Annotated in this window: 15 protein-coding genes, 1 pseudogene and 1 other annotated feature; all 16 genes and pseudogenes read left to right on the forward strand. The window is 42.6% G+C overall.

Going from position 1 to position 12,844, the window contains the following annotated elements; translation table 11 throughout:
* The first annotated feature begins 105 nt into the window (after positions 1-105).
* The 16 genes and pseudogenes from ACTWPX_RS12710 (at position 106) to ACTWPX_RS12785 (ending at position 12,804) form a co-directional block, all read left to right on the forward strand.
* A complete protein-coding gene (locus tag ACTWPX_RS12710) occupies positions 106-873 on the forward strand; it encodes a peptidoglycan DD-metalloendopeptidase family protein (protein WP_443120095.1) in 768 nt (255 codons plus the stop codon).
* Positions 860-1,717 (forward strand): site-2 protease family protein, encoded by an 858-nt coding sequence (locus tag ACTWPX_RS12715; protein ID WP_443120096.1) that lies wholly within the window; start codon positions 860-862, stop codon positions 1,715-1,717. Before ACTWPX_RS12710 ends, ACTWPX_RS12715 begins: the two co-directional genes overlap by 14 nt.
* Positions 1,718-1,728: 11 nt before the next feature.
* The gene (locus ACTWPX_RS12720; RefSeq protein ID WP_443120097.1) at positions 1,729-3,159 is read left to right on the forward strand and encodes a ribonuclease E/G; all 1,431 of its coding nucleotides are present in this window, start codon (positions 1,729-1,731) and stop codon (positions 3,157-3,159) included.
* Positions 3,160-3,195: 36 nt separating this feature from the next.
* Positions 3,196-3,268 (forward strand) — a sequence feature (ribosomal protein L21 leader region).
* Positions 3,269-3,281: 13 nt separating this feature from the next.
* Positions 3,282-3,590: a 50S ribosomal protein L21 gene (gene rplU / locus ACTWPX_RS12725; RefSeq protein WP_128526332.1), complete on the forward strand. Its 309-nt coding sequence runs from the start codon at positions 3,282-3,284 to the stop codon at positions 3,588-3,590.
* 12 nt (positions 3,591-3,602) lie between these two features.
* Entirely contained in the window at positions 3,603-3,932 is a 330-nt protein-coding gene (locus ACTWPX_RS12730; protein ID WP_443120098.1) for a ribosomal-processing cysteine protease Prp, read from the forward strand.
* A 14-nt stretch (positions 3,933-3,946) separates the two neighbouring features.
* Complete coding sequence (gene rpmA / locus ACTWPX_RS12735; RefSeq protein WP_035546444.1) at positions 3,947-4,237, forward strand: 50S ribosomal protein L27; 291 nt, start codon at positions 3,947-3,949, stop codon at positions 4,235-4,237.
* A 259-nt stretch (positions 4,238-4,496) separates the two neighbouring features.
* Positions 4,497-5,012: a Spo0B domain-containing protein gene (locus tag ACTWPX_RS12740; protein ID WP_443120099.1), complete on the forward strand. Its 516-nt coding sequence runs from the start codon at positions 4,497-4,499 to the stop codon at positions 5,010-5,012.
* Positions 5,013-5,026: 14 nt separating this feature from the next.
* Complete coding sequence (gene obgE, locus ACTWPX_RS12745; protein ID WP_443120100.1) at positions 5,027-6,310, forward strand: GTPase ObgE; 1,284 nt, start codon at positions 5,027-5,029, stop codon at positions 6,308-6,310.
* 17 nt (positions 6,311-6,327) lie between these two features.
* Positions 6,328-6,777, forward strand: a complete 450-nt coding sequence (locus ACTWPX_RS12750) for an ACT domain-containing protein (protein WP_443120101.1) — start codon at positions 6,328-6,330, stop codon at positions 6,775-6,777.
* Between the two features lie 14 nt (positions 6,778-6,791).
* Positions 6,792-7,667 (forward strand): prephenate dehydratase, encoded by an 876-nt coding sequence (gene pheA / locus ACTWPX_RS12755; protein WP_443120102.1) that lies wholly within the window; start codon positions 6,792-6,794, stop codon positions 7,665-7,667.
* Positions 7,668-7,836: 169 nt separating this feature from the next.
* Positions 7,837-7,984 (forward strand): annotated as a pseudogene (safA, locus tag ACTWPX_RS12760) (SafA/ExsA family spore coat assembly protein); the annotation flags it as partial.
* Positions 7,985-8,956: 972 nt separating this feature from the next.
* Positions 8,957-9,916 carry a phosphotransferase gene (locus ACTWPX_RS12765; RefSeq protein ID WP_443120103.1) on the forward strand — a complete coding sequence of 320 codons (960 nt, stop codon included), beginning with the start codon at positions 8,957-8,959 and terminating at the stop codon, positions 9,914-9,916.
* Between the two features lie 35 nt (positions 9,917-9,951).
* Positions 9,952-10,689 (forward strand): NAD(+) synthase, encoded by a 738-nt coding sequence (gene nadE, locus ACTWPX_RS12770; RefSeq protein ID WP_443120104.1) that lies wholly within the window; start codon positions 9,952-9,954, stop codon positions 10,687-10,689.
* A gap of 70 nt (positions 10,690-10,759) precedes the next feature.
* Positions 10,760-11,317, forward strand: coding sequence for a YhcN/YlaJ family sporulation lipoprotein (locus ACTWPX_RS12775; RefSeq protein ID WP_443120105.1), 558 nt, complete (start codon positions 10,760-10,762; stop codon positions 11,315-11,317).
* A gap of 78 nt (positions 11,318-11,395) precedes the next feature.
* Positions 11,396-12,148 carry a YebC/PmpR family DNA-binding transcriptional regulator gene (locus ACTWPX_RS12780; protein WP_443120106.1) on the forward strand — a complete coding sequence of 251 codons (753 nt, stop codon included), beginning with the start codon at positions 11,396-11,398 and terminating at the stop codon, positions 12,146-12,148.
* Positions 12,149-12,225: 77 nt separating this feature from the next.
* Positions 12,226-12,804 (forward strand): BofC C-terminal domain-containing protein, encoded by a 579-nt coding sequence (locus tag ACTWPX_RS12785; RefSeq protein ID WP_241655885.1) that lies wholly within the window; start codon positions 12,226-12,228, stop codon positions 12,802-12,804.
* Positions 12,805-12,844 lie beyond the last annotated feature (40 nt).

Consider the following 12,844-nt stretch of genomic DNA (forward strand, 5'->3'; position numbering starts at 1 on the left):
CTTTTGTTCAGGGCTGATTATCTTTACTTCTGATAAAAGAATAATATTTCGTACCCTCGTCCCATAGACTGATAGAAAAAGACGGGAATAGAGAGGGGATTAATTGTGAAAAGAAATATACGCGACGTACGAAAGAATATAGCAGATCGTAAAAAGAGGAAAATTAATGGACAAGGGTCTAATTCTCCTCCAAGTTTTTCTCCCCCCCAAGATGAAGAGATGCATGGATACCCTCCATTAGTAACAGGGTATGGAAAGAAAAAAGAACCGATAACACAAACTTCAAAGGGAACGAGCCACTTTGCGTGGCAATTGCTCTTAGCTGTAATGCTCTTTGCTATTGTAGCTTTAGGCAAAAATACTGACTTTGCTTTATTAAATGGACCAGGAGATTGGGCGGCAAGTCAAATGCAAGAAGAATTTCCCTTTGCCAAAGTGACGACATGGTACAGCGATCGTTTTGGAGACCCTCTTCAGGTGATTCAGCCGGAAAATGAAGGAGAACAAGAGGCTTTGGCGATGCCAGTCAATGGTACCGTGACTACTTCTTTTCAAAAGGATGGAAAAGGAATTATTATGACCACTGAAAACGATTCGCAGGTCAAAGCTATTCGTGCCGGAACGGTGATTTTTGCGGGCAATGATCCAGACACGTCCAAGACGGTAATCATTCAACATGAAGATGGCAGCAAAACCACCTATGGCTATTTATCGTCGATTGACGTTCATTTATACGAGCATGTGCAAACAGAGAATGCATTAGGTTCTGTGAAACCGGAAGAGGGGCAGGCGGCTGAATTTTTCTTTGCGATTGAGAAAGACGATACTTTCTTAGACCCAGTACAGGTCATTAAAGTGAATGAAGGTTCTTAAATTACGAGAAACCATTCATATTCACCCCCTTTTCTTTTTGCTGGCCATCTCTGCATTTTTAACAGGTGCGATCTATGAATTTATCGTTATATTTTCAATCGTTTTCATCCATGAACTTGGACATTTTTTGGTGGCTAAACATTATAACTGGCGGATAACAAAGATGGAAATATGGCTCTTCGGTGGTGCGGTGGTCAGCGAAGAGCACAACACGCGTCCATTTAAAGAGCAAGTCCACGTCATACTTGCAGGTCCGTTTCAGCATGTTTGGATTTTCGTTCTGCTCTTCATCATTCAATTTACAGCAGGTCCGCATTCTTTAATCTCAACGGCTTTCTTTTACAATGGCATCATCCTCCTCTTCAATCTTCTACCGATTTGGCCTTTGGATGGAGGGAAGCTTCTCTTTTATATCTCCAATCAGCTATTAACTTTACGTCAGAGTCAAATGGTCACTCTGATGTTTTCGCTGGGGATCATGTTTATCGCTGGTGGGTGGCTGTTTCTGGAAAGCCGCTGGACTCTTGCAACAATACTTCTCACCGCTTTTTTGTTCATTGAAAATGGTTTGGAATGGAAGAGGCGCTCCTATACACAGATGAGATACTTACTTTATTGTGCTTATCAAGAGCGTCCCCCAATGAAAACGAAATATATTAAAGTTGAACAAGACACGCTTGTCAGGGATGTTTTGAAGAATATCCGCTGCAACTGCCATCACAAGTATGTCTTGAAACAGCCGCCTCGTTTCTATATAGTAGATGAACAAGAGTGTCTTCGAGCTTTCTTTGAAAGGAAGCAGGCTCAGCTTAGAATTAGAGACATTCAAAAAGTCGCTTTATAATGAGGGGTTTTATGAGGAAGCTGTTCATACATACAAAAACAACTGAAAAGACTGGTGTGGTCATTGAACAAGGGAAAATCCAAGAATATGTGGTAGACCGGCCCGGAGTGAAAGTGATTTCGGGCGCTATTTTTTGTGGGAAAGTCATTCGTGTCGATCATGGGTTGCAAGCTGCCTTTATCGATATAGGTGTGGGGCGGGAAGTCTTTTTGCGAAAAGAAACCATTCCTTGGTGTGAAGATGAAATTTCCTCAGCAGTGAAGGTTGGGGAATTTTTGTTTGTTCAGGGGATTAAAGAAGCAATTGGTCATAAGGGAGCTCAGGTTTCTGCAGACCTTACTATCCCCGGGCTTTATGTTATATATCAACCTTACGGGAATAAAGTATCACTTTCAAAAAAGCTGGGAGCTGAATCGAAAGAAAAACTAGAAACGGCCATCCGTCCTCTTTTGGGAGGCATGGAAGGTGTAATCATCAGAACAGCGGCTGATGTAGCCGATCTTACCGTAGTTGAAGAAGAACTCTTATTATTAAAAGAACAGTGGGAAGAAATTATAAAAGGCAATGACAAAAAGACGGGGCTGTTATGGTATGAGCCTCTCCTTCCGAATCAGCTGATGAGAAGATACCCTATCTCCTCAATGGAAAAAGTAATCGTGGACGACGCGAGTGTCGCGCAATACTTGAAGAAGCAATTTCCGACAGCATCTGCAAATATAGAGTGGAAAAAGAATGGTTCACAGGAAATGCCTATCTCTATAAATTCACTTGAGGAGCAGATCACGGAACCGATTGTGGAGCTTGATAATGGTATACAGATAGTCATCGATCATACGGAAGCGATGACCGTCATTGATGTGAATAGTCACAAATATAAAGGAAAGGCTTTCTCTAACTATCAGGCGTTTCAAGTAAATAAGGAAGCTGCTGAAGAAATCCAGCGGCAAATTCGATTAAGAAATATTTCCGGAATTATTATCATCGATTTTATCTCTATGAAAGATTCTTCTAAAGAAAAACATCTGCTTTCTGAAATGAAAAAGCTATTGAAAAAAGATGTTGTCAAAACGACTGTATTTGGAATCACACGTTTGGGTTTATTAGAAATGACCAGGAAAAGGGATTGGGCGAGTCCGGTTTCTTTATTGGCTGAGAAGCGGGAGTCATCTTTCACAAAGGAAACATCGGTTTATCGTCTTGAACGCGATTTATTGGAAGCTTCGTCAAGCGAAGCAGAAGCTTATCTGGTTGCTGTCCATCCAGACTTGAATGATATAAAAAAACAATTGCTTTCTGAGCCGATCTCTAGTAAAATTCCACAGGAGCTGTTTGTTAGACAGGATTCTACAATCCAGAGCTATCAAATAGAGCTTGGAGGGTCTTTGGACATGATCCGGGATGCTGTTCAGCGCCGCGGATATCATGTTGACAACTTGTTTTGATTTGTGGTAACATTATTTTGTTATTCTAGTAGCACTCCGTGGCTACAACCGCGCAGAACAGGTTTTTAAACCGATTTCCGGTACCTGAATGGCGAGTCTTAGTAAATTGAGGAGGTGCAAGTATGTACGCAATTATTGAAACTGGTGGTAAACAAGTGAAAGTTGAGAAAGGCCAGGAGATTTACGTTGAGAAAATGGACGTAGAAGCTGGGGGTTCTGTTACTTTTGACAAAGTTCTTTTCGTAGGTGGAGATAACACGAAAGTGGGCGCTCCTTTTGTTGATGGTGCTTCTGTAACGGCTAAAGTTGAGAAACAAGGCCTTCAAAAGAAATTGACTGTCTTCAAATATAAGCCTAAAAAGAACTACAAGCGTAAACAAGGTCATCGTCAGCCATACACGAAACTTGTCGTTGAAGATATCAACGCGTAAGGGTCGTAACGGATGATTAATGTATCTATGTTTCGCTCACAAGGTTCCATCACAGGCTTTGAAATATCCGGACATGCAGAGAGTGGTCCTTATGGACATGATCTCGTCTGTGCAGCCGTTTCAGCTGTGTCTTTTGGGACAGTGAATGCCATTGTGAGCCTATGTGAATTCGAACCTCATGTTGAACAGGGCGGAGAAAGTGGTTACATAAAAATCACTTTGCCGGATGATCTCAATAAACCGGATCATTCGAAAGCTCAGACCCTTTTAGAAGGCATGCAGGTGTCATTGGAAACGATTGAACATGATTACGATCAATATATTAAAATTTCCCATCGATAAGGAGGTGAAGACTCATGCTACGTCTTGATTTGCAGTTTTTCGCCCAGAAGAAGGGTGTAGGTAGTACAAAAAACGGCCGTGATTCCGAGTCTAAACGTCTTGGAGCTAAACGTGCAGACGGACAACAAGTAACTGGTGGTTCTATCCTTTACCGTCAACGCGGAACTAAGGTTTACCCAGGTGCTAACGTTGGCCGTGGTGGAGATGACACATTATTCGCGAAAGTGGATGGTGTCGTTAAATTCGAACGTTACGGACGTGACCGTAAAAAAGTCAGCGTTTATCCTGTAGCACAGGAAGCGTAAGTCAATAAGTTCGTGTAGCCATAAAAGCCGCGCTTTGCTATTCGCAGAAGCGCGGCTTTTTTATATCCAATGCTGCTTTAATAAATAGATGAAGCAGTCTATCTAAGAACACAGTCTTATAGTAAAGTAAGACAGAGCAGTGTCTCTTCTTAAAAATATATTTTCGATGAAATGCGCTCCGTTTATGGGGTAGATTTTTTGTTTCCTTGAATTTTTGCTATACTTTTTATTATTATGGGTGAACGAGGGAGCTGAAATGATGGATGAAAAAGAAATCATTGCACTACTCAGACATAAGCGTCATGACTGGATGAATCAAATTCAACTGATTCAAGGCTATGCTTCATTAGGAAATCAGGATCGATTAATGGTACAAATTGAAGAAGTGAAAGAGGAGGCGGAAGAAGAGCGGAAATTGTTGAACAGTGATGCTGAACAGTTCCCCCTCTGGTTGTTTACATTCAATTGGGTACATAGGTCATACCGAATCAGGTATTTCTTGAAAGAAGAAGTTGATTTATCCCGTCATGATCATAAGCTTAAAGCTTATGCAAAACGGATGCTGGAACTGATGGATGGGCATATAGAAGAAGACGAACTTTATGAAGGTACAGTTACGATTTATGTAGGTGGACAAGCTGCAGTGGGGATGAGTTGGGAATGGGATGGCCCTTTCCGTCATCCAGCTGACTTGAAAAAGAAATTAAACGAAGAAGGATTCATTGCAACAATATTTGATAGTAGAGAACTTTCTATCGAGATGACGATAGAATGAAGAGGTGAATGGATATGTTTGTCGATCAGGTCAAAGTATTTGTAAAAGGCGGCGACGGTGGAAATGGTCTAGTTGCTTACCGTCGTGAAAAATATGTGCCAATGGGTGGTCCAGCTGGCGGCGATGGCGGCGACGGTGGAAACGTCATATTTGAAGTCGATGAAGGTCTTAATACATTAATGGATTTCCGTTATCAGCACCATTTTAAAGCAGCTAGAGGGCAAAATGGTATGAATCAGAAGCAGCATGGTAAAAATGCTGAACCACTGGTAGTCAGCGTGCCACCAGGAACTATAGTCAAAGCAGCTGATTCGGATAAAGTGATTGCTGACTTGACTGAGCACAAGCAGCGAGCTGTTATTGCCAAAGGGGGCCGTGGTGGTCGCGGGAATGCCCGTTTTACAAGTGCGCGTAACCCGGCGCCTGAAATTGCTGAAAATGGCGAACCAGGAGAAGAATTGGATGTAGTCGTGGAATTGAAGTTGTTGGCGGATGTCGGATTAGTAGGGTTTCCAAGTGTAGGAAAATCGACATTATTGTCTGTAGTCACCGCAGCTAAGCCCAAAACTGCAGATTACCACTTTACAACCTTATCTCCTAATTTGGGGGTTGTAGAAAGTCAGGATCAACGTAGTTTCGTTATGGCTGACTTACCCGGATTGATAGAGGGAGCTCATGAAGGGATAGGCCTTGGGCATCAATTCTTACGACATGTAGAGCGGACAAGATTATTACTTCACGTCATAGATATGTCAGGGATGGAAGGCCGCGATCCTTATGAAGATTATGTGACCATCAACAATGAGTTATCTTCTTATGATCAGCGTCTTGAAAACCGACCGCAGATTATTATTGCGAACAAAATGGATATGCCAGACTCCGAAGAACACCTTCAATTTTTCAAAGAACAATTAGGCGATAAAGAAGTAGAGATTTATCCTATTTCTACTTTGACAAGAGAAGGTATAGATGAATTGTTATATGCAGTAGCCGATCTTCTTGATCAGATTCCGAAGCAAGAAGAGCAAGTGGAGGAAGTCGACGAACGCGTTATTTACAAGTATGAAAAAGAAGAAGCGCCATTTAAAATCACGCGTGCAGATGATGGAGCCTATGTTTTATATGGTGAAAAAATCGAATCCTTGTTTAAGAGAACAGACTTCTCAACAGATCAATCCATCAATCGATTCGCCCGTCAAATGCGAAGCATGGGTGTGGATGAAGCGCTTAGGAAACGCGGCGCTAAAGACGGCGATACTGTTCGACTGCTTGATTACGAATTTGAATTTGTCGATTAACGAGGGGAGGGACCGCTATGGCGGATTATAATGAAAAGTTTTATTTAGTCCGTAGTGATATTCTCCCTGAGGCAATGATGAAGACGATAGATGCTAAAGCGCTGCTCGAAAGGGGCAAGGTGGAATCGATTTTTGATGCTGTCCAACAGGTCGGCTTGTCACGAAGCGCTTTTTATAAATACCGGGATGCAGTCTTTCCCTTTCAGGCGATGGTGAAAGAACAGATGATTACTTTATTCTTCCATTTGGAGGATAGAAAAGGGACATTGTCGAACTTGCTGTTGACAGTGGCAGAATCAGGCTGCAATGTCCTTACGATTCATCAAACCATCCCTTTACAAGGGAAAGCGAATGTCACCCTTTCCTTGAATACCTCGGGAATGGTTGATAGTATAGAGAAACTTTTGCAGCAACTGCATAAGTTAGACTTTGTCGATCGGGTAGAAATATTAAGTACAGGAGCTTAACTGGAGGGGAAATCATGTCGGAACAAAAGATAGGATATTTAGGGCCAAAAGGTACTTTTACTAAAATGGCAGTCGACGCCCTTTTTGATGGAGGGTCCTATGTCAGCTATGATAATATTCCTGCTTGCTTGGATGCAGTAGAAAGTGGAGAAATAGGTACGGGGGTTGTACCATTAGAAAATGCAATTGAAGGCTCGGTTCATTTGACCATAGACTATTTAGTTCACCAGGTCAGCCAATCCATCATTGCAGAACTTACGGTTCCCATTAAGCAACATCTGCTGGTCCATAATCAACATCACGGGGAAGAAATTGAAAAGGTATATTCTCATAGTCATGCTATTGCCCAATGTCATCAGTATTTGCACAAAAACTATCCTGGAGCGGAATTAGAATATACAGCTTCTACAGGAAAGGCGGCTGAAATCGTTGCTTCCGTTGGTCCTGGGGTAGCAGCAATCGGAAATCACCTGGCCGCAGAAGAAAATGGCTTGAAGATGTTGGATGCTGAGATTCATGATTATGACAACAACCACACACGGTTTGCTGTCGTTCAAAAAACACCCCATACATTGAAAGTGAAAGATCATCCTGTCAGCAAGCATAAGACGACGGTCATGGTCACCCTGCCAAAGGATTATGTAGGGGCATTGCATCAAGTCCTGGCGGCGTTTGCCTGGAGAAAAATGAACTTATCCAAAATTGAGTCAAGACCAATGAAGACGGGTCTTGGCAACTATTTCTTCTTAATAGATGTAGACCAACCATACGATCAAGTCCTGTTTCCTGGCGTTCAGGCAGAGCTTGAGGCGTTAGGATGTCAGCTGAAGGTCCTCGGTACTTATCCAAGTTACCAAATTGACGTTCCGACGCCTGTCCAAAAAGCATAATTAATATGACCCCTGAATCCTGATATAAATTGGGATTCAGGGGTTTGTTTATATTTTTTGAAAAATATTATAGGCTTTTTCATCAATCTTTCGGTTTGTGTTGCATAGAGTGTTATGAAGCTATTATTGTCTTATCGTTTCTTAGAATCACAGGAAGGGAGTTGCAGATGTGAGAATTCACATTGTACAAAAAGGAGATACACTCTGGAAGATAGCTAAAAAGTATGGGGTCGACTTTGAAGAGTTGAAATCTGTAAATACCCAGCTTTCCAATCCTGATATGATCATGCCGGGTATGAAAATCAAAGTCCCTCAAGGAAAAAAACAAGTGAAAAAAGAAGCGCCTAAACAAACAGCGAAAACACCGAAGAAGGAAATGCCTTCTGCTCCACCTTATAAAGATACTTCACCAAAACCGATTCCATCCATTAAAGAGGATGAGAAGAAGCCCGTGAGTAAAGGGGTCATGGAAAAACCGATGCAGCCGATGCAGCCAATGCAGCCGATTAATATGAGCATGCCGATTTCCATGCCAAGTATCGATCAGCAAATGCAAAATTATTATACAACATTCCATTTACCTCAAATGCCGATGCCACAACAACCGAAAGAGGAAGTGAAGGGCGAGGCATCAAAAGAAGAGGTCAAAGGAGAACAGTATGCACCGATGCCGCAGCAATCACCAATGCCGCAACAGGCACCAATGCCACAGCAATCACCCATGCAGCAGGCGCCGATGCCTCAACATCAACAACCATATGGGCAGCCAATGCAGCCTCAGCTCATTAATACTGATTTCTATTGCTGTCCGCCCCACCATGTCATGATGCCAATGCATATGCCGATGCATCAGCAGCCAATGCACCAGCCCATGGCTCAACAACCGATGCAGATGTGGGAGGATGATGATTCAGGAGATGACATGGTTCAGGGCGCCCAGTCAGATTCGGACTGTGGTTGTGGAGAAGGGCAGGGGCCTCAAGCATATGGCCCGATGACGGGATATGGACCACCGCATGGTTTTCAGGCACCCTGGCAGCAGCCTCACCATGGACCGATGCAACAGCCGATGGGATGGGGGCAGCCACCACAACAAGGATGGGGCCCACCGAACCCACAAATGGGAGGGAGTCAACAACCACAACAAGGATGGGGTCCGCCGAACCCTCAGATGGGATGGGGGCAACAGCCTCAACAAGGATGGGGTCCGCCAAACCCTCAAATGGGACCATGCGATCCGCAACAAATGGACCAAGGATTTCCACAGCCTTGGAGGGACGATGATGTAGATGAAAGCTGAACGACGGAAGGGCGATTCATATACGGATCGCCTTTTTCATTGGCTGCAAATGGAAGAAAAGCTGCCTATTGAATATGAAAAAACGATTAAACCCAAGGTATATAAAATCCGTTTTCAGAATAAGCCATTCATATTGAAAGGGTATCGAAGGTTACATGTCATCCAGCAGCAAATAGAGTTTTTTCAACATTGGAATTATGCATATAAAATTGCCGCCCGACCTTTTCCGTTTGAAAATGGTGTGTACACGAAAAGTAAGTTGGGATGTGATTGGTCTTTGTTCGAAAGAGTAGAGGGAAGGCATGCAGAATTTGACAATCATAATGATCGCAAGAAAGCCGTTCAAATTCTTCACCAATTCCACCGGACGACCAAGGGAATTGCGGTACTTTCTATCCCAAAAGACCCTCTGTATGTGAAATGGGAAAAACGGCTTGAGCACTTTGAAGAAACGAGAGATATCTTCTCAGACTTCAGAAAAAAAGGGATGTACCAGGAATTGAGGTCTTGTATGATGGACCGTCTTGAAAAGTTTTCGGCTCACCCCTGGGGGGAGATTGAAGAAAAAGCCTGGGAAAATCATGAGTGGCTGCATGGGGATGTGGCACATCATAACTTTATCATCAGTCCTGACAAAAGCATCAAGTTAATCGATTTCGATCTTTTGCATACAGGGCCGAGGATTTATGATCACATTCAATTAGCACAAAGATTTCTTCCTTATGTAGAAAGCCAGCGGTCTACCTTACTTAAATATTTTCCCCATATAAAAGACCGCGAAATTTGGTGGGAGGGAGTCCTGGTCCCTGCTGATTTATTAAGGGAATGGCTTTATGGATATAGACAAAGTTTAAGGGAAGAATCCACTCTCATCCGTCACATTCGTAAATTGGAGAAATCGTGGGAGACCCGGAAGAAGTTTGTCCGATATGCTGAACATATGCTATGATTATATATCATATGTGTGAAAGGATGAGCAATCCGGTGGAACAAAATGTGAACAAGATAATATCATGGCTTCAAGAACAGGTCGAACAAGCGAATGTAGATGGACTGCTAGTGGGTGTCAGTGGCGGAATCGATTCTGCAGTTGTAGCGAATTTAATTAAAAGAGCATGCCCTGAAAGCTCTCTGGGAGTCGTCATGCCTTGTAAAAGCCAATCAGATGATCAAAAACATGCAACAAGTGTTTTAAGAGCATGTGGTCTACCTTCCATAACGGTGGATTTGACCGAAACGCACGAAGTGATGTTTTCGAACATACAACAGCAATTGAAAAGCACCAATCAACTCGATGAAAACCAATTGAAATTGGCTGATGCAAACTTGCGAGCGCGCTTGAGGATGAGCACACTTTATACGGTGGCGACCAATCATAAATATTTAGTGGTAGGAACAGATAATGCTGCTGAATGGTACACTGGCTATTTTACAAAGTATGGAGATGGAGGCGTGGACCTTGTTCCACTTGTGAATCTTACTAAAGGGGAAGTCCGTGAAATGGCTGAGTATCTTGGTGTCCCTGGTGAAGTCATTCATAAACAGCCAAGTGCAGGTTTGTGGGAAGGTCAAACAGATGAAAATGAGATGGGAACTAGTTACGCGAATATCGATCGTCACCTTGAAGGGAAGGAAATCCCTGAGAAAGACCGTGAAATCATAGAAGCCATGCACAGACGTTCGGCTCATAAACGACAGCTACCCCCTGCTCCTCCTAAATAATCATGGCGAATATTGCCAGACTAAAACATTCTTCTTGGACCCATAGTAAGGGTAAAAGGAGAATGTTTTTATGTGGAAAATAATATTTATGTATTTAATGGTTTGTACAACCTTGTTAGCTTGTCAAGCTGAAGATACAGCTGAACCAGAACCTAAAGAAGAGGAGTCCTTTTATGAACCTTTGGAATACAGAGCGGATGAAGGCGTACAAAGAAGAGGGAAGATTCCAACTGGGAAAGATAGTTATTTTAAGCGGACAGCAGAGGAAGAATTTAGAAATTCCCGTTATAATCAAACGAACCGCTCTCATGATAATGACTTTAATAACGAAGATGCAATGGAAATCGTTGAGAAGGTTCATGAATTAGAAGAGGTGACAATGGCCCAGGCTTTTTCCACGGATGATCATGTATATGTAGCCGTTATGGTTAATCCTTATGATAGAAGAGATCAATCTGTTCCAGAGAAGATCCAGACAAAGGTTGAAGAGTTGACCGATAAAAAAGTGACGATCTATACAAACAACAACAATTGGGATCATATGAAAGATTTGAATAGCCGCTTGAAAGCATCTCAAGCTCCGGATCGGCTTAAAAACCAAATCAGGGATTTCTTCAAACAACAGTAGAAAAGCTCTTCTTTTAAGGCAACTGGGGATTATGATATATTGAAGTAGAAAAGATTTGCTTGGGAGAGGAGAATGTCCATGGCTGGCCATTCAAAATGGAGTAATATCAAGCATCGGAAAGGTGCTCAAGACAAAAAGCGTGGAAAACTTTTCATGAAGCTTGCCCGTGAAATTTTTATGGCAGCGAAACAAGGTGGGGGAGATCCGGATACGAACCCTCCTTTGCGTATAGCTGTCGATAAAGCGAGATCCAACAATATGCCGAATGACAACGTGGATCGTGCAATTAAGAAAGCCACGGGCGATTTAGATGGTGTCAATTATGAAGAATATACGTACGAAGGGTACGGGCCCGGCGGTGTAGCCGTCATGGTAAAAGTGTTGACGGATAATAAAAACCGTACAGCGGCGGATGTCCGACATGCTTTCAATAAAAATGAAGGGAATCTTGGGGAGAATGGTTGTGTAGCATTCATGTTCAATCGTTCAGGCTACCTGGTCATTGACCGTACCTCGATGGAAACTGACGAAGAATCACTTATGCTGGAGGCTATTGAAGCAGGAGCAGAGGAAATGGAAACAACAGCCGAAAGGTATGAAATCTATACAGAGCCTGAAGCCTTTTCAGATGTCAAAGCTTCCTTAGAAACAAGTGGGTATGAGTTCGTTACAAGTGAAGTGACGATGATACCCGAGACTTATACCGAACTTGATGAAGAAGGCGTTGAAAAAATGCTTAAATTGATTGATATGCTTGAAGATAATGATGACGTGCAGGAAGTCTATCACAATCTTGATGCCGATGAATCGATTCTGGAAAAATTAGCGTAATTCCCCTTTTCTATGATAATAACTTCTGTTTCTGGACACACTAGGAGCAGAAGTTATTTCTGTTAGGGGGAATGATCATGAAGAGGTGGTTGTTGGTAGCGGGGGCAGTCATGGGCTTGTTAGTTTTAAGTTGGGCATTTGTTTCAAACTCCCAACCAGAGCCTTTAGCTGCTGAAGACAACTCTACACAGCGTATAATCCAAGGGAAAGGCAGTCAGAGTACAGACACTGTCAAAACTCTCGTGAAGCCTGAACCTTTGAAACTTAAGGTGATATTAAGAGAACATTATATAGACGGTGTAACAGAGACAACCAAAAAAGAAGAAACCATTTGGTCCATGATGGATTTCTGGGCCACTTATGAAGATTGGACGGTAGAAGAACAGCATATAGATACAGTAGTCTTCCAAAGGCATGTAGAAGATATTTCTCCACTGACGAAGCAGCAAGGTTACTTCGGGCTGACAGAGAATGGAGAACTAGCTGTTTTTCAAGGTCTGCCGGATAATGGGAAAGTGATGGAATCCTTCAAGCCTATTCCTGTTAAACCTTTAGAGTCCAAACGGGAAAAAGAATTGGAAACAGGAATAAAAATCAAAGATCAACGGCATTTTGAGCAAGTTCTCCAACAATACTCAGATGAAGGCGAAGTATAATCGACGAAACAGCCACAGATGAAAAGTGGCTGTTTTTGTT

Source organism: Halobacillus sp. H74 (assembly GCF_052246715.1).
GTDB lineage: Bacteria > Bacillota > Bacilli > Bacillales > Halobacillaceae > Halobacillus > Halobacillus litoralis_A.

Bases quoted from the DNA above. Each gene is read 5' to 3' on its own strand.
- ACTWPX_RS12715 (WP_443120096.1), top strand. From the start codon at position 860: ATGAAGGTTCTTAAATTACGAGAAACCATTCATATTCACCCCCTTTTC.
- ACTWPX_RS12720 (WP_443120097.1), top strand. From the start codon at position 1,729: ATGAGGAAGCTGTTCATACATACAAAAACAACTGAAAAGACTGGTGTG.
- rplU (WP_128526332.1), top strand. From the start codon at position 3,282: ATGTACGCAATTATTGAAACTGGTGGTAAACAAGTGAAAGTTGAGAAA.
- ACTWPX_RS12730 (WP_443120098.1), top strand. From the start codon at position 3,603: ATGATTAATGTATCTATGTTTCGCTCACAAGGTTCCATCACAGGCTTT.
- rpmA (WP_035546444.1), top strand. From the start codon at position 3,947: ATGCTACGTCTTGATTTGCAGTTTTTCGCCCAGAAGAAGGGTGTAGGT.
- ACTWPX_RS12740 (WP_443120099.1), top strand. From the start codon at position 4,497: ATGGATGAAAAAGAAATCATTGCACTACTCAGACATAAGCGTCATGAC.
- obgE (WP_443120100.1), top strand. From the start codon at position 5,027: ATGTTTGTCGATCAGGTCAAAGTATTTGTAAAAGGCGGCGACGGTGGA.
- ACTWPX_RS12750 (WP_443120101.1), top strand. From the start codon at position 6,328: ATGGCGGATTATAATGAAAAGTTTTATTTAGTCCGTAGTGATATTCTC.
- pheA (WP_443120102.1), top strand. From the start codon at position 6,792: ATGTCGGAACAAAAGATAGGATATTTAGGGCCAAAAGGTACTTTTACT.
- ACTWPX_RS12765 (WP_443120103.1), top strand. From the start codon at position 8,957: ATGAAAGCTGAACGACGGAAGGGCGATTCATATACGGATCGCCTTTTT.
- ACTWPX_RS12775 (WP_443120105.1), top strand. From the start codon at position 10,760: ATGTGGAAAATAATATTTATGTATTTAATGGTTTGTACAACCTTGTTA.
- ACTWPX_RS12780 (WP_443120106.1), top strand. From the start codon at position 11,396: ATGGCTGGCCATTCAAAATGGAGTAATATCAAGCATCGGAAAGGTGCT.
- ACTWPX_RS12785 (WP_241655885.1), top strand. From the start codon at position 12,226: ATGAAGAGGTGGTTGTTGGTAGCGGGGGCAGTCATGGGCTTGTTAGTT.